We start from the raw sequence: 16,778 nt of genomic DNA on the forward strand, positions 1-16,778 counted from the left end.
TCGCCATGCCGAGCATCATCCGGGACGTGGACCGCTGCCGGGTCTGCGGCCACCAGGACTGGCTGGACCTGCTGTCGCTGGGCCGCACCCCGCTGGCCAACAACCTGCTCGACCCCGCCGACCGGGACCGGCCGCAGCCGGAGTACCCCGTCGACGTCATCGTCTGCCGCTCCTGCCGGCTGATGAGCCTGCGCCACGTCGTCGACCCCGAGGTCCTGTTCAGCGACTACGTGTACGTGTCCTCGAACTCCGACCTGCACACCACGCACATGCACAGCATCGCGGACTGGTGCGTCGCCAAGGCCGAGCTGCTCCCCGGCGACCTGGTCGTGGAGCTGGGCAGCAACATCGGCTCCCAGCTCGCGCTGTTCGGCAAGCGCGGGATGCGTACGGTGGGGGTGGATCCGGCCCGCAACCTCGCCGCGGTGGCCAACGCCGACGGCATCGAGACGATCGCCGACTTCTTCGGCCCGAAGGCTGCCGGGCAGGTCCAGGCGCGGCACGGGCGGGCAGCGCTGGTGCTCGGCCGGCAGTGTTTCGCGCACATCGACGACCTCCACCACGTGCTCGACGGGGTGGACGCGGTGCTCGCCGAGGACGGGCTGCTGGTCATCGAGGTGCCGTACCTGCTGGATCTGCTGCAGCAGAACCAGTTCGACACGATCTACCACGAGCATCTGTCGTATCTGTCGCTGGGCACGTTCGCGCGGCTGTTCGCCGCGCACGGGCTGCGGATCGTGGACGTGGAACGCGCGCCGGTGCACGGCGGCTCGATCGTGGTGTTCGCCGCCCGCGAGACCGCCGGGCGCGAACCCGCCGCGGCGGTGGCGGACCTGCACGCCGTCGAGCAGGCCGCCGGGCTGGCCGGCGACCAGCCGTACCTCGCATTCGCCGAGCGGGTGGGGCGGCTGCGTCGCGAGATCGGGGACCTGGTGCGCGATCTGGCGGGCCAGGGCAAGCGGATCGCCGGGTACGGCACCCCGTCCAAGGGCACCGCGCTGCTGCGCGCCTGCGGGCTCGGCGCCGACGAGATCGCGTACTGCACCGACACGACCCCGGGTAAGCAGGGCCGGCTGATCGCCGGGTCGCTGATCCCGGTCGTCTCCCCGCAGCAGGCGCGGCGGGAACCCCCGGACTACTGGCTGCTGCTCGCCTGGAACTACGCCGACGAGATCATCAGTAAGGAGCAGGCGTTCCTCGACGCCGGCGGCCGGTTCATCATCCCCATCCCCCAGCCGCGCATCGTCGCCGCCGCCGACGTCACGTCGGCCACCGGGCAAGCAGCATGAGCGCCACACCTGAGCTCGCCATCCACGCCGCGGAGCCGGTGAGCCGGCGCCGCACCGGCCGGGTCGCGCTGCTCAGCGTCGCCGCCGGCGTCCTGCTGGCGGTGCTGTGGTCGTTCGAGTTCGTCGACCACACCATCGGCGACACCGTCGCCAACGCGCTGCTCGGGCGCGACGCGAAGGCCACCGCGATCGGCGGCGCCCTCGCCGGGCTGGTCTTCGCGTTCGTGTCCGGGCTGGCCGGCACATTCACCGCCTGCAACGTGGCGGTGATGGCGTCGATCGGCCCGATGGGGCACGCCGGGTCCGGTGCCCGGCGGCTGGTGCACGCGGCGCTGCGCCCGATCGGGTGGCTGGCGCTGGGCATGGTGAGTGTGTCGGCGGTGTACGGCTTCGCCGGGGTGCTGATCGGCGACGCGCTGCCGCAGCTGTCCACCGCCACCGCCGCCGGCATGCCCGTACGGCTGCTGCAGTCCGTCATCGTGTTCGGGGTCATCGGTCTGGCGTTCGCCTACCTCGGGCTGGCCTCGCTCGGCTTCGTACCCGACCCGTTCGCCACCCGGCCCACCGCCCGCGTCATCACCCTCGGCGCGCTGGTCGGCGGTTTCCTCATCGGCCGGCCCTACCCGCTGTTCAACGAGCTGTTCCACTGGGCCGCCGACCGGGGCAACCCGCTGTACGGCGCGGCCGCGTTCGTGCTGCAGTCGCTGGGCAACATCGTCGTGGTGTCGGCGCTGTTCCTGCTACTGATGCTCGGCACCCGGGGGCGTTTCCTGACCTGGTTGGGCAGCGACCGGCAGCGCACCCTGGTGATCAGCGGGGCGATGCTGCTCGCGCTGGGCGTCTTCGAGGTCGTCTACTGGGATGTCCGGGTGCCCGCCCTGTTCGGTCACGGCTGGTTCCCCACCATGCCCTACAACGAATAGCGCCTCCGGCCGGGCGCGCGCCCGGGTCCATCGTCCGCACCGCCAGCCACGCGCGCCGGACGCCACTCCGATCCGACCCGCACTCGCGGCGCTCAGTGATGGGCGGGGAACGCTCCCTTACCTCCCTGGTCGCGGGATACACGCTGCAAAAAGCAGGGAAAAATGTTCGTGAGTAAAAGGCTGACCTGCGGTTCCGCGGGTCAGCCTTGTCATTTTGCCGGGCCGACCGGACAACGCCGCTCGCGGGCGCCCGCCTGCTCCGGTGGCCCCGCCCCTGCCCAGGTCGGCGCACCGCCCGGCAACGGTCCGCCCGGCCGAACGCTCGCCCGACGACCACTCCTCGGTGAACGCGGGCAGCGCAGCATCAGTGAACGACATGATCGAGGACGCGGCGACGAAAGGCGGCCCCGTCACCTTCCCCGAAGGCAACCCGCAGGCGCCCGTCACCGCTGTTCGGCGCCGCTGTGGTCGAGGGCGGCGAGGCAGGTGCGGGTCTGGTCGGCTTCGGGTAGGCCGAGGTCGGTGTAGAGGGCCAGTGCGTGCCGGTAGGCCTCGCGCGCGAGGGTGAGATGGCCGAGGGTGTGGTGGACGTGGCCGAGTCCGGTGTGGGCGCGGGCCTGCTGGTCGGGGTCGCCGGTTTCGGCGGCGACGGTGTGGGCGGCGGTGTGGTGGGTGACGGCGTCCGCGACGTGACCAGCGGTGTGGGCGGCTTCGCCGAGGCCGTTGAGCGCCCAGGCCTCGCCGTACCGGTCGCCGGCCTCGCGGAAGATGGCCAGGGCCTGCTGGTGGTGTTCGGTGGCCTGGGCTGGCTCGCCGAGGCGGGCGTGCAGGGTGCCGATGCTGTCCAGCGTCCAGGCTTCGCCCGAGTGGTGGCCGAGTTGGCGGTGCAGGATCAGGGCTTGCCGGAGGTGGTCGCCGGCCGCCCCGTACCGGCCGAACCGCACCTCGACCTCGCCGAGGCCGTTCAGCGCGTCGGCCTCACCGACCCGGTTGCCGGCCTGCCGGTACAGGGTGAGGGCCTGCTCGTGGTACTCGACGGCCAGCTGGTAGCGGCCCGACCGCCCCTCGACGTAGCCGAGGTTGGTGAGCGCGCGGCCTTCACCGGCCCGGTCGCCGGCCTCCCGGTAGAGGATCAGGACCCGAGCGAATTGGTCAGTGGCCGTCCGGTAGTAACCGGACCGCACCGCGATGACGCCGAGGTTGTTCACGACGCGAGCTTCGCCGGCCGGGTCGCCGGCCTGCCGGAACAGTCCCAGCGCCTGCTGGAGGTACTCGCCGGCCGGCCCGTACCGGCCCAGCCGATAGTGGGCGGCGCCGAGGTCGGCCAGGGCGTGGGCATGTCCGGTCAGGTCGCCGCTGTTGCGGGCGGCACGGCCGGCGTGACCGTGCACGGTCAGCGCGTCGGTGTTGTGGCCGCCGTCGAGGTATCGGTACAGGATGCGCGAGAGCCGGATGGTGTGGCTCGGCCAGCCGTGGCCGGCGGTGTAGGCGGCGACCGTGACCAGGGTGAGTCGTTCGGTGTCCAACCAATCCCGCGCGATGTCCGGATCGGTGAGGTCCGGGGTGGCGGTGCCGGCGGCGGAGACCACGGGCCGGTAATGGGCTTCGGCGGGGTGCAGAGTGTTCATGGCGGTGGCGGTGGCGGCGAGGTAGTGGTCGAACAGGCGGGTCAGGCAGATGCGGCGTTCGGGTGGGCGGTCCTCGTCGGTCACCCGGACGGTGGCGTAGACGCGGACCAGATCGTGGAAGGTGTACCGCCCGGGCGTGCTCTGCTGCAGCAGATGGTCGCGGTGCAAGCGGTGCAGATGCTCCCGGGCGGTCGGGAGGTCGGTGCCGGCCAGGGCCACGGCGGCGTAGGCGTCGAAGTCCGGCCCGGGGTGCAGCGCCGCCAGTCGCAGCAGTCGTCGCCGGTCGGCGGGTAGGCGTTGGTAGGACAGATCGAGGGCGAGTTCGACGCCGGTGTCCAGGCGCCGCTGGTGGTGGCGTTCGTCGAGTCGGTCGGCGTGGTCGGTCAACGTCCAGCCCGGTGTGTTGCGGATGTGCCCGGTGATCAGGCACAGGGCCAGCGGCAGGTAGCCGCAGCGCCCGGCGATGCGGGCGGCGGCGTGCGGATCCGCGCCGAGAGGAACGTCGGGGACGGCGTGGGTGAGGAATGCCAGGGCCTCGTCGGGCGTGAACACGTCCACCGTGAGGTGGGTGGCGGGGTGCAGGTCGGCCAGGCTGCACCGGCTGGTGACCAGGGTGAGGCAGCCCGGTGCGGTCGGCAGCAGTGGGCGGACCTGCTCGGGGGTGGCGGCGTTGTCCAGCACCACCAGGATCCGGGTGCCGGCGAGGCGGTCGCGGTAGGCCGCGGCGCGGCCGTCGAGGGTGTGGGGGATCTGCTGGCCGGGCATCCCGAGCAGGCGCAGGAACCCGTCCAGGACCGCGGCGGGGTCGGCGGGCGGCTGTGCCGGGTCGGGGTCGAAACCGCGCAGGTTGGCGAACAGCACCCGATCGTATGCGTTCTCCCGGGCCAGAAGGTGTCCGGCGTGGACGGCGAGTTGGGTCTTGCCCACCCCGGCCATCCCCTCGATCACGGCGATCACCGCCGCCTGCCCGCCCCGTGCCGCGTGGCGGAGCCGGTCCAGTGCGCCGGTGCGGCCGGTGAACCCGGCCAGATCCTGCGGCAGGCTGTCCTGCACCCGGACCTGGGACACCGCCTCGATCTCTCCGCCGATCATGCGCAACGCCTGCCGCCACGCCGTCACGTATCCGGTGTCGGGATGCAGGGCCTGGACCACCGCGACCACCAGCTCGGTGTCCAGGCGGCGCCGGCCGGGCCGGAAGCAATACGCGACGGTGGACTTGCTCACCAGTTCACCGGCCGACCGGCCCTCCGCCGTCCAGGCTGCGGTGACCCGATTCTTGATCGTCTCGTAGGAGGGGTCACCGGCCCACACCTTCAACAGGCGCAGCCGCTCGACCAGGTCGTCGAGATTGCCCGCCTGCGCCGGATCGGGCGCCGTGACGAAAACACCTTCCGGCGCGGTCACCGCCACCCCCTCTGGCCTGACATCCCGGTGCTCGAGGCTAGCGGCTGCCCGCCGACGGCACCTGCCCACCGAAAATTCGGACATTCGTGCCGCGGAGGCCCCGCGTCCGAATTCGTGCGGAGTTCGCCCGCGCCGGGGATCCACCCCTCACTCTCATGAGCACTGCAACACGAATGGAGGAGACCATGACCTGGAGGAAGATGGCCGGGTCCGGATCCGCGGCGGCGCTCCTCGCGTCCAGCCTCGCCGGCGTTGTGAGCGCACGCCGGCTCAGGCCGACGACTGGGGCGGCTGTTACAGCTGGACGGAGAACAGCAACAAGACCGCGGTCGGGCCGGTGCGTCAACGTCAACCGCAAGTGGCGGGTCCGGGCCGCCCGCGACCGGGAGCCCGACGGGTCCAGCGACTGGGTCTACCAGCGGGGCGGCGATGTCACCGCCAGGTCCTGGCCCGTCTGCGACTTCGGCATCGAGCGTCACCGGATCGAGGAGAAGTCGCTGTAACGGACACATCCGACCACCCGTCTTGTCTCATAGGAGGAACCTTGAAGCGCAACTCCATCCGGGCTGCCCTCGGCCTCGGCGCGGCCACCGCCGCCACGGCCTGCCTCACCCTGGTCAGCCCGGCCGCCGCACAGGCCGTCTCGTGGAAGACCCACAGCGGCCCGTACGACACGGGAATCTCGTGCAGCTACGCGCAGAACCACTACTCCCAGTACTACGGCTGGTAGGACTCGCGTTGCCGGTACTACTCCGACCGCGGTCACATGCTGCAGTACTGGGGCTAGGCGGTGTTCCGTGGCGCCGCCGATGTTGCGGCGTGGCGGTGATCAACCACTGAAGAGGTCTCCGGTGTGTGGTTCGGCGACCATGCCAGACCTTCACACCGGAGACGTCGTGCCGAGCGTCTCCCGCCGGTCGGGCGGCGTGGGCATGGTCGCGCGTTACTCGCCCTGCACGGGGGCGGGCGAGTAACGCGGCGCCCGCAGGAACGCCGTCACGGCGAGTGCGGTGAGCACGCACAGGGCGGTGTTGACGCCGATGGCGGTGCGGACGGCGGTGAGGATGTGGTCGGCGGTCTCGCTGCCGAGTGCGGCGAGGGTCGCTCCGACGACGGCGGACATCACCGGGATGCCGAGGGTGATGCCGATCTGCTGGCTCATGGTCGCCAGTCCCGCGGCGAGGCCCTGCTCCTGGTCGGGCCGGCCGGAGGTCGCGGTGACCATGAACCCGACGATGGCGACGAGGTTGGCGACACCACCGATGAAGGTGGCGGCCAGCAGCAGCGGGGTCCCGCTCGAGGACGGCCCGAGCAGCACCAGCACCAGCGTCGCGGCCGCCTGGACCGCCATGCCGAGCGCCAGGGCGCGCGGCGGGTTGCCGAGGCGGCCGATCACCTTGGGGCCGAGGATGCCGCCGAGCACGGTGCCGGCACCCAGGACGGCGAACGACAGTCCGGCGGCCAGCGGCGAGTGGCCGAGGACCTCCTGCAGGTAGAGGGTGAGCAGGAAGACGAGCGAGGTCTCGGTCGCGAACGCGAGGACACCGGCGATGTTTCCCCAGGCGACGGTGCGCTCGCGCAGGATCCGGACCGGCAGCAGCGGTGCGGTGACGCGCCGCTCGATGGCCCAGAAGGACGCCAGCAGCGCGGCCCCGCCCAGCAGGCCGCCCCAGGCGCGGGGGTCGGCCCAGGAGTGCTCGCCGGCACTGGTCAGGCCGAAGACGACGGCGAGCAGGCCGGCCGTGACGGTGACGGCACCCGGGACGTCGAGGCGGGGGCGTTGGTCGGGGCGGCTCTCGGCGAGCACGAACGGGGCGACGGCCAGGACGACCACGGCGACGATGACGTTGATGAAGAACGCCCACCGCCAGCTGAGCAGGTCGGTGACGACACCGCCGAGGATCGCACCGGTGGTGAATCCGGCGGCCATCAGGGCGCCGTTGAGGCCGAGCGCGCGTTCCCGGCGGGGACCCTCGGGGAACGAGGTGGTCAGCAGGGAGAGAGCGGCCGGGGTGACGGCGGCGGTGGCCAGGCCCTGCGCGACGCGGGCGGCGAGCAGGACGGCCGGGTCGCCGGCCAGACCTCCGCCCAGCGAGGAGACGCCGAGCAGGGCGATGCCGGCGAGGAACATCCGGCGGCGGCCGAAGATGTCGGCGACCCGGCCGAACAGCAGGGTGAACCCGGCCGCGCACAGGGCGAAGGAGGTCGCGATCCATTGCAGGCCGGAGAGTGTGAAGCCGACCTCAGCGCCGATCACCGGGAGGGCGACGTTGAGGATGGAGAAGTCGACCGCCAGGGTGAAGCTCGCGGTCAGCAGGACGGTGAGGATGAGCCGGTCGCGGCTGGTCGTGCCGGTTGGCGTCATCGTAGTGGTCATCGAGATGGCCTCCGCGTCGTGTGGTTACGCCATGACCCTGACCTGGGACTTCGGCGGCAGCCAGACCACCGCGCTGCCTACGCGGCGCCAGGCTGGTACTGACAGGGACAGGCAGCGCCGCGGCCTGCTGGGCAGGATGAGATGCATGCGGAGTGAGAGCGGAGGACGGGGCGAGCTGGCGGACTTCCTGCGGAGCCGCCGCGCACGGTTGCGACCCGACGATGTCGGGCTGGTGTCGCACGGCCCGCGCCGGGTGCCGGGGCTGCGGCGCGAGGAGCTGGCCCAGCTGGCCGGTGTGAGCCCGATCTACTACACCCGCCTGGAGCAGGGGCAGAGCACGAACGCCTCGGAGTCGGTGATCGACGCCATCGCCCGGGCTCTGGCGCTCACCGACGACGAGCGCGCCTACCTGCACGAGCTGACCCGGCCGCGGCCGGCGAAGCGGCGCCGGGCGCAGCGGCCCGAGTCGGCGCGGCGCGGTGTGGAGCAGCTGATCGCGGCGATGCGTGACGTGCCGGCCATCGTGCTGGGCCGCCACAGCGAGGTTCTCGCGTGGAACGAGCTGGCTCATCTGCTCTTCGCCGGGCACTACGACCGGACGGCTCCGAACCGGCCTGCGGACCGGCCCAACCTGACGCGGATGCTGTTCCTCGACCCGCACACCCGTGAGCTGTACCGGCGGTGGGACGAGGAGGCCAGCCGGGCGGTGGCGTCGCTGCGGGTGGCCGCGGGCCGCTATGCCGACGATCCGGCGCTGACGGCGCTGGTCGGCGAGTTGATCGTCAAGAGCCCGGAGTTCGCGGCGTGCTGGGCGAAGCATCCGGTGCAGGTGTGCGGCGCGGGTACGAAGTATCTGCATCACCCGGTCGTCGGTGACCTGGAGCTCGACTTCGAGGCGCTGCACCTTCCGGAGGACGACGGGCATCGGGTGCTGACGTACACGCCGGTGCCGGGATCGGGGCATGAGGCCGCCCTGCAGCTGCTGAAGTCCTCGACCGGGACGGCGGTGGGCGTCCGGCATCGTGCCCCGGCGGTCGAGCACGCCGGCTGAGTCGCTCGCCGGATCAGACGTGTCGCGCCGGCACAGGCGCGGCCGGCGTTCTCGCCAGGGGCGGGCGTGGACCCGCAATGGGACGGCAAGGTCTTCCGCTACCCACCGCCGGGCACGCCGCGGATCGCCTCCGGGATCCCGGCGTCGTCGACGAGCCCGTCCACCTTCCGATAGGGCGGCCCCGAAACCGTGCCGTGCTCCGGAAGCGCACACAAGACCTCGTCGAGGGTCCGGGACATCCTCGGGAGGTGCTGATGAAGCCACCACCAGCACCGACATCCCTGACCGTCATGACCTACAGCGACCACTGGTCAGATCATGATTGTCGCTCGGCGCTACGGGCGGTCGGGTTTGCCGCCACTGTTGGATGACCTGCTGGAGAGCCTGGCTCACGAGGAGAAGGAGTTCGGCGGTGGAGTCGAAGCGGGCGCCGGCCGGGGTTTGCGAGCCGAGAATCTCGGCTCCACGCTGTGATGCGGCGGCAAGGGTCTCGTTCATCTGCAGGGTGGCGAGGAGGGACTGCAGCGGAATCTCGTCGTCGATGACGTAGCGTTCGCGGCGCATGCCGGGGATCCGTTCCCGCCTGAGCATTCCCTGCTGTTCGAGGAAGGCGACGGCGTGAGAGATCGAGGCCGGGCTGATGCCAAGTCGCTGGATCAGGTCGGCGGCGGTGAGGGCACCGCAGTCGGTGGTGTACAGGCAGACCAGCACCCTGGCCATCATTCGGGGCATCCCCTGCTGGACCAGGAGAGTGGTGAAGGAATCGGTGAAGTCCTGGACCACTTGGGGGTCGCGCCCATCGCCGCTGTCGTGGGTTGGCGGCGCCGCGGGCTGGGCCTGCTTGCGTCGGCGCGCACGATGCTGTGTGGCCAGCTGCGCCCGGTCCGCCCGGTAGTGGCGGGGTCCGCCGTTGCGGGTGACCTCCCGCATGATCGTCGAGGCGGGCCGGTCCAGGCGCCGGCCGATTTCTGTGTATCCCAGCCCGTCGGCCAGCCCCGCAGCGATGCGCTGACGATCCTCGTCGGTGAGCCGGGCTCCGGGCATCGGCGTTCCTCTCTGCCGTCGTGCGGGGTGCGGCGCCCACTCCCCCGCAAGTATGCCTCCACCCGGTCCCATTGCAATAAATGATCTTACTCGCCCTTGCATTCAGCCTCAGGCTCATTGCAATGGAATTGCTCTTATAGGCGCAGGTAAGCGGCGAGCAGCCGCTCTCTTTCATTGACGGATCATTGAATGCAATGTAGCTTCACGAGCGTTCATAGATCCCCAAACATCATCCGAGCCGGTAGGCAGGGAGACTCACGATGGGAAACGGCACCAGCGATTTCTCCGGAACCGGGCGCGACGGCGGCTACCCGCCGATCGCCGCTTCCGGGCAGGACCGCCCGGAGCTGCAGACGGCCATCCGCGAGATCGTCGATTCCGGCTTCGCCGGGGTGCAACTGCGCGTGCACGACGAGCGGGGCGAGTGGGTCGACAGTGCCGGGGTGCGCAGATTGGGCGAGGCCGCGAAACCGCCGACGAACGGGCACTTCCGGATCGGCAGCAACACCAAGACCTTCGCCGCGGCCCTGGTGCTGCAGTTGGTCGCCGACGGCAGGATCGGGCTGGACAGGCCGGTGGCCGCATACCTGCCCGAGTTCCCGCTGGATCGACGGATCACCGTGCGGATGCTGCTGCAGCACACCAGCGGGGTCTTCAACTTCACCGGCGAGTACTACCCCGATGGGACGGTCGTAGCGGGGATCCCCTGGCAGGGGCAGGAATGGGTGGACAAGCGGTTCAAAACCTACCGGCCACAGGAACTGGTACAGCTGGCACTGTCCAAACCGGCGCGGTTCGAGCCGGGAACGGACTGGAGCTATTCCAACACCAACTACGTGCTGGCCAGGCTCCTGGTTGAGCAGGTGACCGGCCGCTCGTTCGTCGAGGAGATGCAGCGACGGATCCTGCAGCCGCTCGGGCTGACGGGCACAGTGTCGCCCGAGTCCTCGCCGGAGATCCCCGAGCCACATGCCCACGGCTACTACACGTATCAGGACGCCGGCCGGTGGAAGACCGTCGACATCACCCGCGTGAATCCCTCCTGGGTCTCCACCGGCGGTGACATGATCTCGACCACGCGGGATCTCCACCTGTTCATCTCCGGGCTGATGGGCGGGAAGCTCCTGCCGGCCCCGCTGCTGGCCGAGATGTGCACGCCCCGTCCGACACCCGTCCCGAACATGGGCTACGGCCTGGGGGTATTCGTGCAGGACGCGGGCCCCGACGGCGGCACCCTCATCACCCACAACGGCGGCTTCGCCGGCTGGGCAGCACTGATGTACAGCACTCCCGACGGCAGCAGGACCCTGACCGCCTCACTGACCACCGGGGACGCCGAAATGGACTTCGCCGAGTGGGCGGAGGCGTTCCAGAAAGCGCAGCACAGGCTCGTCACCGAGGTGTTCTGCGGCGGACCGGCCCGCTCGGATGACGACGCCGCTCCTGTCCGATGACCCGATGCCGGCGACTTCTTCGGCGACGGTCCGATCCTGGAACCGGGCGCCATCTGTCCCGCGACGGAAACCGGTGCCGGGGTGACCGCCGGCACCGGGTGCGCCGTGAACACCATCAGATGGAGGCAGCGCCGCCGGAGCGTCGCGCTGTCCGGGATGGGCTCTTCGGGCCCGGCGAGCCGGGCGACCGCGGCGGTGCAACGCGCGCTCATGCCGCCGCTCCCCGAAGGCCTCGCATCGGCGTCCGCCGGCGCGCCCGGTCCACACCGAGGACGGCACGGCCGCCGCTGAGGTGGTCGAGGGTGGTGAGCTCCTTCGCGGCCTTCCATGGCCGCCGGGCCGGCGGAGGTGCCCGGGAGCACGCGTTCGGTGCGGGTGGCGCTGCGCTTCCGGACCTGCCAGGAATTCCGGAGCCGCCCGGGTCGAGCAGCGTGAGGCTCGCCGCCGCGCACACCCGGGCCGGCATCTGCCGAGCCGTCTCCATCCTCATGGCGAAGCCTGCTCATGGCGGTATGTTCCGCGGCTATGCCTGCTCCCGGCTCCAAGCCGGCTTCACGGCCATCATCTGAGCGGTTTTGGCGGGGTCCCGGTCCACCAGGTCGCCGAGTACCGCATCGATCTTGACGATCAGGTCGCCGGAGAGACGAACGCCGGCCGCCGCCGTGTTCTCGGTGACCTGTTCCGGACGAGTCGCGCCGATGATCGCCGAATCGACGCCGTCCTGCTGCAGTGTCCAGGCGATCGCGAGCTGAGCCATGGACAGCCCGGCTTCGTCGGCGAGCGGGCGTAGCTGCTGGATACGTTCGAGGAGCTGATCGCCGAGAACCCGGCGAATGAATCGCGGCGCGCGGCCGGCGCTCGAAGCGCGCGATCCCTCCGGCGGCGGCCGGCCGGGCAGATACTTACCGGTCAGCACGCCCTGAGCGAGCGGCTGGAACACTACCTGCCCGATACCCGCGCTGCGGCACAGCGGCAACACCTCCGGTTCGATGACCCGCCAGAGCATGTTGTACTGCGGTTGATTGGCGACGATACGGCTGCGCAGCCCCATGTCCTCAGCGAGGTCGAGAGCGGCCCGGATCTGCGGCGCGGTCCATTCGGAGACGCCCAGGTAGAGAACCTTGCCCTGGCGAACAAGATCGTCGAACGCGATCAGCGTTTCGTCCAGCGGAGTCCGTTCGTCGAAGCGGTGGGCCTGGTAGAGGTCGACGTAGTCGGTGCCGAGCCGGCGCAGCGAGGCGTGACACGACTCCATGATGTGCTTGCGAGACAGGCCCCGGTCGTTCGGGCCGTCGCCGGTCGGCAGGCACACCTTCGTCGCGATCTCCACCGATGAACGGCGTACCGGGCGCAGTGCTTCACCGAGGACTTCCTCGGCGGCGCCGAGAGCGTAGACGTCGGCCGTGTCGAACGTCGAGATACCGGCGTCCAGAGCGGCGCGAATGCAGGCCAGCGCCGAGTCGCGGCCCACGAGTTCGCCATGCGTCAGCCAGTTCCCATAAGTGATCTCACTGATGCTGAGGCCGCTGCGTCCCAGGCGTCGATGATTCATGGACAGCGATCTTAGCGACGCGTTTGCCGTTCACCCATCCGCCGCGGGCAGCGGGCGATCACGGCGCCTCAGGACACCCAGGAACGTCACGTAGGCCGCGCTCCTGTTCGACCGTCAAGTGCACCACGTAACAGTGCAGGGTGATCCGTGGGTGCTTGGCCGGCCACGCTTTGACGTTCGGGTGGTTGTGAGTGGCGTAGTTGTCGACCACGACGTGCCGCTTGACTCGCGGGTGGATCCGGACGACCAGCAGCGGTTCGCGGAGGCGTATGCACAACGGCTGCACGATGCTGGCATCGAGATTGCCGCGATCACTGACTACACGGGATCCGACAGCCGTGGTTCGATCTGATGCGCCAGGCTGCTGCTCAGCGCGGCGTTGACGTGCTTCCGGGCGTCGAGTTGAGCGTGAACGTGGGCCGCGGCGGCATCCACATCCGGGAACCGGCAGGTCAGCGAACCAACGTCGACTCAGCACCACGCCACTCTCGAACGCATGCCACCCATCCGGGTTGATTACCGGCATTCTGGCAGTGCTAACCCGCCGGAGGCTTTCGAGCGATCTCGCGAGTCACCGCCGCGAGTCGGACGACCGGGGCCGGCTGGCACGCACACGCGCGGTGTGCCGGCGCCGGAAACCGCATCATCGGGCCGGCCCGGCCAGCGCGAGCCCCAGGGCACCCTCGCGCTGATGACCGCCGGAGCGGGGCCTGGCCGGTCTGCCGGTAACTGACGTGCTGGCGGAGGGACTGTGCGCACCGCGTACGACTCAAGTCGTACGCCGCAGATCATCATCGGGGTGGACGCCGCCGCGTTCCCGGCTGCCTAGCGTCGAGGACGAAACCGATCCTCGTGTTCCCGGGAGTTGTCCGTGTCTGCACCACCCTTGCTCGTCGCTGACGATGTCAGCAAGTCGTTCCGTGCCACCCGTGCCCTGAACGGCGCGTCGTTGCGGGTCTTCGCGGGTGAGGTGCTGGCGTTGACCGGGCCGTCGGGTTCCGGGAAGTCGACGCTGCTGCACTGGCGAGGGCCTGTCAGATCGTGAGGCGGCTGGCCGGGCCTTGCTGCGGCGCTGGACCACCTACGACCCGGCGACACCCGTCAGGATCCTTGTCCTCGGCGCTCACGGCGCATGCTGTCGGTACTGTCGGGCGTTCCTTCATCGCCGACTCCAAGAGGACCCGTGCCGAACGTCTCGCGCGCCTGGCCGACCCTGTTCGTATCCGTGCTGTGTCTGCTCGCCGGCGGTGCCGCCGCCTGCGATCCATCCGGTGGCCGGGATGCCCGGCCGAGCGCATCCGGCGCCGCCCCGGCGTCCGGCCGGGTGGACCTGCTTGCCGGGGACTGGAGGCACCTGCCGGGAGGGACCGTCGGGTCCGGCGGCGTGCGTATCCACGGCCTGGGACGGCAGATCGTGCTTCAGGACGGCACGGGCGGGCAACCCCATCCGCCGGTGAACCTGCGCGGCCCGCGGCTCGAGGTTCGCGGCGACTTTCAGGTCAGTGCGACGTTGCGCCGTCCGGCCGGCCAGACCGCGTCGCTGTACCTGTACGGCGAGGTGCCGATCGTCTACGACGAGTGGCGACAGAACCGGCGGGGCCTGCGAGTCGCTGTCTCGGAACGCGAGCTGAGCCTGACCGTCTGGGATGGCCGTTCCGCCGCGCCGGTCGCGGACCGAACCGCGTCGGTCACGTCACCCGCCACGGTGAGCGTCACGTTCGAACGTCACGGCGGCGACCTGGTGCTGTCCGCCGGCGACACCCGCGTGTCCGTGCCGGATCCGGGGGTGTTCGACGCTGGTTCCGTCACGTTCGGGGTCGACGCCGTGCCCGGCGCGCCGGATTGGACGCTGGCAGCGCTGGAGGCGACGGCGCGCGACGGCGGCGGCGTCGCGGTCCGTGACACTCGGATGGCGGGGCAGCCGACCCAGCCCTCGGATTCCCTGCGTGGCCTGGCTGAGGCCACCGGCCGCCGGCTACCGATCGGGGCCGCGATGGCGGCCGAACCACTGGTCAGCGACGACGGCTACCGCACCCTCGCCACCACCCAGTTTTCGATGCTCACCACCGAGAACGCCCTCAAGCCCCAGTTCGTACACCCAGGGCCGGACACTTACGATTTCGCGGAGGGTGACCTGCTGGTCGACTTCGCGGCTGCCAACCGCATGACGGTGCACGGGCACACCCTGATCTTCGGGGAGGCCAACCCGCGCTGGATGCAGCAGGTCGCCCTCGCCGACCGGGAACGCGTGATGACCGGACATGTCAGGACCGTCGTCGGTCACTACCGGGGCCGGGTCGCGGAGTGGGACGTCGTCAACGAACCGTTGTCGCCGGACGATGACGGACCCGACGGCCGTCCCGGTCTGCGCGAGCACCTGTGGCAGGAAGCGATGGGCGAGTCGTACATCGACAAGGCGTTCACCGCCGCCCGCGCCGTCGACTCCGAGGCGAAGCTGTACCTCAACGAGTTCGGCGCCGAGGCCGACGGCCCCCGCTGGGACGCCTTGTACGCCCTGGTCGTCCGCCTCAAGGGACGTGGAGTGCCCATCGACGGGGTCGGCTTCCAAAGCCATATCCACGAAGCCGGTGACCACATCGACCCCGCAGTGCTCCGGTCCCACATCGCCGCGCTGGCCGAACTCGGCCTGTCCGCGCGCATCTCCGAGATCGACGTGTACGGCGAATCGCCACGCGTCCAGGCCACCCAGTTCGCCGGCGTGCTCGGTGCCTGCCTGTCCGAGCCGACCTGCACCTCGTTCAGCACCTGGGGCATCACCGATCGCTACGGCTCCACCGCCGAACACGACAGCTACCCACTCGAACCCGGCGACGAACTGCCGTGGGACCAGCGACTACGCCCGAAGCCCGCTGTCGCCGCCCTGCGGGACACCCTACGAGCCGCCCGCCGGTGATGACCCCCTAGCGCGTGCGCGGCATGCTCGGTGGGTCCGGCACCGCGGTGACCTTCTGCGCGTGCAGCCGGCCCTCGTCGGCCCTTGAGTCTGGTGAGACCGCCTATTCAACTGTCACGAGTTCTGCTGCGAGAACGGCTCCACTCCATCCGGATGGTGACGCATCGTGACATGTCTCCCCGGGGCGTCCGTGGCTCAGGCCGGCATGGCCCGGGCGTACTCCTCGGCAAGGGCCCGCAATCGTTCGGCATCGCCGAGGGGCGAGATGCCCAGGGACCCGACCGAGACATCGCGTGGGTCGAGCGCCGGGGTGGCTGCCAAGGCGGGAACGCTGTGCCCGGCGCGTTGGACCATGACGAGGGCGGTGGCGGTGAAGCCCACTTCTATCCGATTGGGGTGCGATCGATCTTGGCGATGAGCCGAAGGGCTGGATGCCGGTGGCCCCTTCGGCAGTCATGAGCTCTGTTAGGTCAGCGAGGCTGGGATCCGTGCAGGCTGTGACTAGATTGCTGTCTCATGGCAGCGCTCTACATCGTGCTCGTACTGGTCGCGCTGGGCTGGCCGTTGGTCGCAGTGGGCGCCTGTGCGCTGGTCATTCTGGCATTGGTACGCCTTCCTGGCGGACAAGTCGAACAGGGTGCATCGCCGATGCCGGGTCGGTGGGGATGGCCGCTGAGCGCCGGGATGGCGATGGCGGCGATCGCCTCCTACGGATACGGATTGGCCCGGACGACTTCCTTGTTGATGACCGACGCCGAGGACCGATGTGTGATCGCCTCGCGGAACGCCTTCGGCTACGAGCACCCCTTGTCATCCGACGGAGCAACGAGCCTGTGGCCGCTCCATGACACCACCTGCGGACCCGACCTGGTACCCGCCTTCCTCAACCCGCTGGTGGTCGCCTTGGCGGTGCTGTGCCTGACGCTCGTGGTCGTCACTGTTGCGGCGAGGGCCAGGAGGGCAGGAAAGGTTCCTCGACAGTTGCGAGCAGAGCCCTGAGCCGCGCCGCTGAGCAGCGCGGGCGGCACCCGGACAGCCGCAGACAGCGATCAACTCGATACGACCGGCTGGAAAGACCGTCGTCTTATCCGTGGGACACGGCACTTTCGCGGCTGACCTGCCGGTCGATTTTGAAGCAGTCA

General features: G+C 70.3%; 14 protein-coding genes. 10 read left to right on the forward strand and 4 right to left on the reverse strand.

All coding sequences use genetic code 11. The features are described from left to right. Positions 1-5: 5 nt before the first annotated feature. Both ACTEI_RS25530 and ACTEI_RS25535 read left to right on the forward strand, forming a co-directional pair. On the forward strand, positions 6-1,289 hold the full coding sequence (locus ACTEI_RS25530) for a class I SAM-dependent methyltransferase (protein WP_122979981.1): 1,284 nt from the start codon (positions 6-8) through the stop codon (positions 1,287-1,289). Next, entirely contained in the window at positions 1,286-2,212 is a 927-nt protein-coding gene (locus ACTEI_RS25535; protein WP_122979982.1) for a hypothetical protein, read from the forward strand. The genes ACTEI_RS25530 and ACTEI_RS25535 overlap by 4 nt, the downstream gene beginning before the upstream one ends. A gap of 443 nt (positions 2,213-2,655) precedes the next feature. On the opposite strand, the gene ACTEI_RS25540 is transcribed toward ACTEI_RS25535, so the two are convergent. Then, a complete protein-coding gene (locus ACTEI_RS25540; RefSeq protein WP_239082675.1) occupies positions 2,656-5,244 on the reverse strand; it encodes a tetratricopeptide repeat protein in 2,589 nt (862 codons plus the stop codon). 185 nt (positions 5,245-5,429) lie between these two features. Here ACTEI_RS25540 and ACTEI_RS25545 point away from each other — a divergent pair, with 185 nt between their 5' ends. Together ACTEI_RS25545 and ACTEI_RS25550 are read left to right on the forward strand one after the other, a co-directional pair. Next, positions 5,430-5,747, forward strand: a complete 318-nt coding sequence (locus ACTEI_RS25545; RefSeq protein ID WP_145830936.1) for a hypothetical protein — start codon at positions 5,430-5,432, stop codon at positions 5,745-5,747. A gap of 41 nt (positions 5,748-5,788) precedes the next feature. Beyond that, positions 5,789-5,974, forward strand: a complete 186-nt coding sequence (locus ACTEI_RS25550; protein ID WP_122979985.1) for a hypothetical protein — start codon at positions 5,789-5,791, stop codon at positions 5,972-5,974. Between the two features lie 213 nt (positions 5,975-6,187). Here the strand turns inward: ACTEI_RS25550 and ACTEI_RS25555 are convergent, their stop codons facing one another. After that, the gene (locus ACTEI_RS25555; protein WP_122979986.1) at positions 6,188-7,621 is read right to left on the reverse strand and encodes an MFS transporter; all 1,434 of its coding nucleotides are present in this window, start codon (positions 7,619-7,621) and stop codon (positions 6,188-6,190) included. A 145-nt stretch (positions 7,622-7,766) separates the two neighbouring features. Here ACTEI_RS25555 and ACTEI_RS25560 point away from each other — a divergent pair, with 145 nt between their 5' ends. After that, a complete protein-coding gene (locus ACTEI_RS25560) occupies positions 7,767-8,672 on the forward strand; it encodes a helix-turn-helix transcriptional regulator (protein ID WP_122982410.1) in 906 nt (301 codons plus the stop codon). A 288-nt stretch (positions 8,673-8,960) separates the two neighbouring features. Here ACTEI_RS25560 and ACTEI_RS25565 read toward each other — a convergent pair whose 3' ends face one another. Next, positions 8,961-9,716 (reverse strand): GbsR/MarR family transcriptional regulator, encoded by a 756-nt coding sequence (locus tag ACTEI_RS25565; protein WP_122979987.1) that lies wholly within the window; start codon positions 9,714-9,716, stop codon positions 8,961-8,963. 260 nt (positions 9,717-9,976) lie between these two features. On the opposite strand from ACTEI_RS25565, the gene ACTEI_RS25570 reads away from it, so the two are divergent. Next, positions 9,977-11,170 carry a serine hydrolase domain-containing protein gene (locus ACTEI_RS25570; protein ID WP_122979988.1) on the forward strand — a complete coding sequence of 398 codons (1,194 nt, stop codon included), beginning with the start codon at positions 9,977-9,979 and terminating at the stop codon, positions 11,168-11,170. A 523-nt stretch (positions 11,171-11,693) separates the two neighbouring features. On the opposite strand, the gene ACTEI_RS25580 is transcribed toward ACTEI_RS25570, so the two are convergent. Continuing rightward, the gene (locus tag ACTEI_RS25580; RefSeq protein ID WP_122979989.1) at positions 11,694-12,722 is read right to left on the reverse strand and encodes an aldo/keto reductase family protein; all 1,029 of its coding nucleotides are present in this window, start codon (positions 12,720-12,722) and stop codon (positions 11,694-11,696) included. A gap of 187 nt (positions 12,723-12,909) precedes the next feature. Between ACTEI_RS25580 and ACTEI_RS37370 the strand changes: the two genes are divergently transcribed. From ACTEI_RS37370 to ACTEI_RS25605, 4 genes are all read left to right on the forward strand, one after another. Continuing rightward, positions 12,910-13,074: a hypothetical protein gene (locus ACTEI_RS37370; protein ID WP_170292267.1), complete on the forward strand. Its 165-nt coding sequence runs from the start codon at positions 12,910-12,912 to the stop codon at positions 13,072-13,074. A 519-nt stretch (positions 13,075-13,593) separates the two neighbouring features. After that, positions 13,594-13,767, forward strand: coding sequence for an ATP-binding cassette domain-containing protein (locus tag ACTEI_RS25590; protein WP_372443306.1), 174 nt, complete (start codon positions 13,594-13,596; stop codon positions 13,765-13,767). Positions 13,768-13,905: 138 nt separating this feature from the next. Then, entirely contained in the window at positions 13,906-15,636 is a 1,731-nt protein-coding gene (locus ACTEI_RS25595) for an endo-1,4-beta-xylanase (protein WP_239082676.1), read from the forward strand. A 516-nt stretch (positions 15,637-16,152) separates the two neighbouring features. Beyond that, positions 16,153-16,635: a hypothetical protein gene (locus ACTEI_RS25605; RefSeq protein WP_145830938.1), complete on the forward strand. Its 483-nt coding sequence runs from the start codon at positions 16,153-16,155 to the stop codon at positions 16,633-16,635. The last annotated feature ends 143 nt before the right edge of the window (positions 16,636-16,778 follow it).

The sequence above is a fragment of the Actinoplanes teichomyceticus ATCC 31121 genome, assembly GCF_003711105.1.
Classification (GTDB): domain Bacteria; phylum Actinomycetota; class Actinomycetes; order Mycobacteriales; family Micromonosporaceae; genus Actinoplanes; species Actinoplanes teichomyceticus.

Bases quoted from the DNA above. Each gene is read 5' to 3' on its own strand.
- ACTEI_RS25545 (WP_145830936.1), top strand. From the start codon at position 5,430: ATGACCTGGAGGAAGATGGCCGGGTCCGGATCCGCGGCGGCGCTCCTC.
- ACTEI_RS25555 (WP_122979986.1), bottom strand. From the start codon at position 7,621: ATGACCACTACGATGACGCCAACCGGCACGACCAGCCGCGACCGGCTC.
- ACTEI_RS25530 (WP_122979981.1), top strand. From the start codon at position 6: ATGCCGAGCATCATCCGGGACGTGGACCGCTGCCGGGTCTGCGGCCAC.
- ACTEI_RS25560 (WP_122982410.1), top strand. From the start codon at position 7,767: ATGCGGAGTGAGAGCGGAGGACGGGGCGAGCTGGCGGACTTCCTGCGG.
- ACTEI_RS25535 (WP_122979982.1), top strand. From the start codon at position 1,286: ATGAGCGCCACACCTGAGCTCGCCATCCACGCCGCGGAGCCGGTGAGC.
- ACTEI_RS25605 (WP_145830938.1), top strand. From the start codon at position 16,153: ATGGCAGCGCTCTACATCGTGCTCGTACTGGTCGCGCTGGGCTGGCCG.
- ACTEI_RS25565 (WP_122979987.1), bottom strand. From the start codon at position 9,716: ATGCCCGGAGCCCGGCTCACCGACGAGGATCGTCAGCGCATCGCTGCG.
- ACTEI_RS25580 (WP_122979989.1), bottom strand. From the start codon at position 12,722: ATGAATCATCGACGCCTGGGACGCAGCGGCCTCAGCATCAGTGAGATC.
- ACTEI_RS25570 (WP_122979988.1), top strand. From the start codon at position 9,977: ATGGGAAACGGCACCAGCGATTTCTCCGGAACCGGGCGCGACGGCGGC.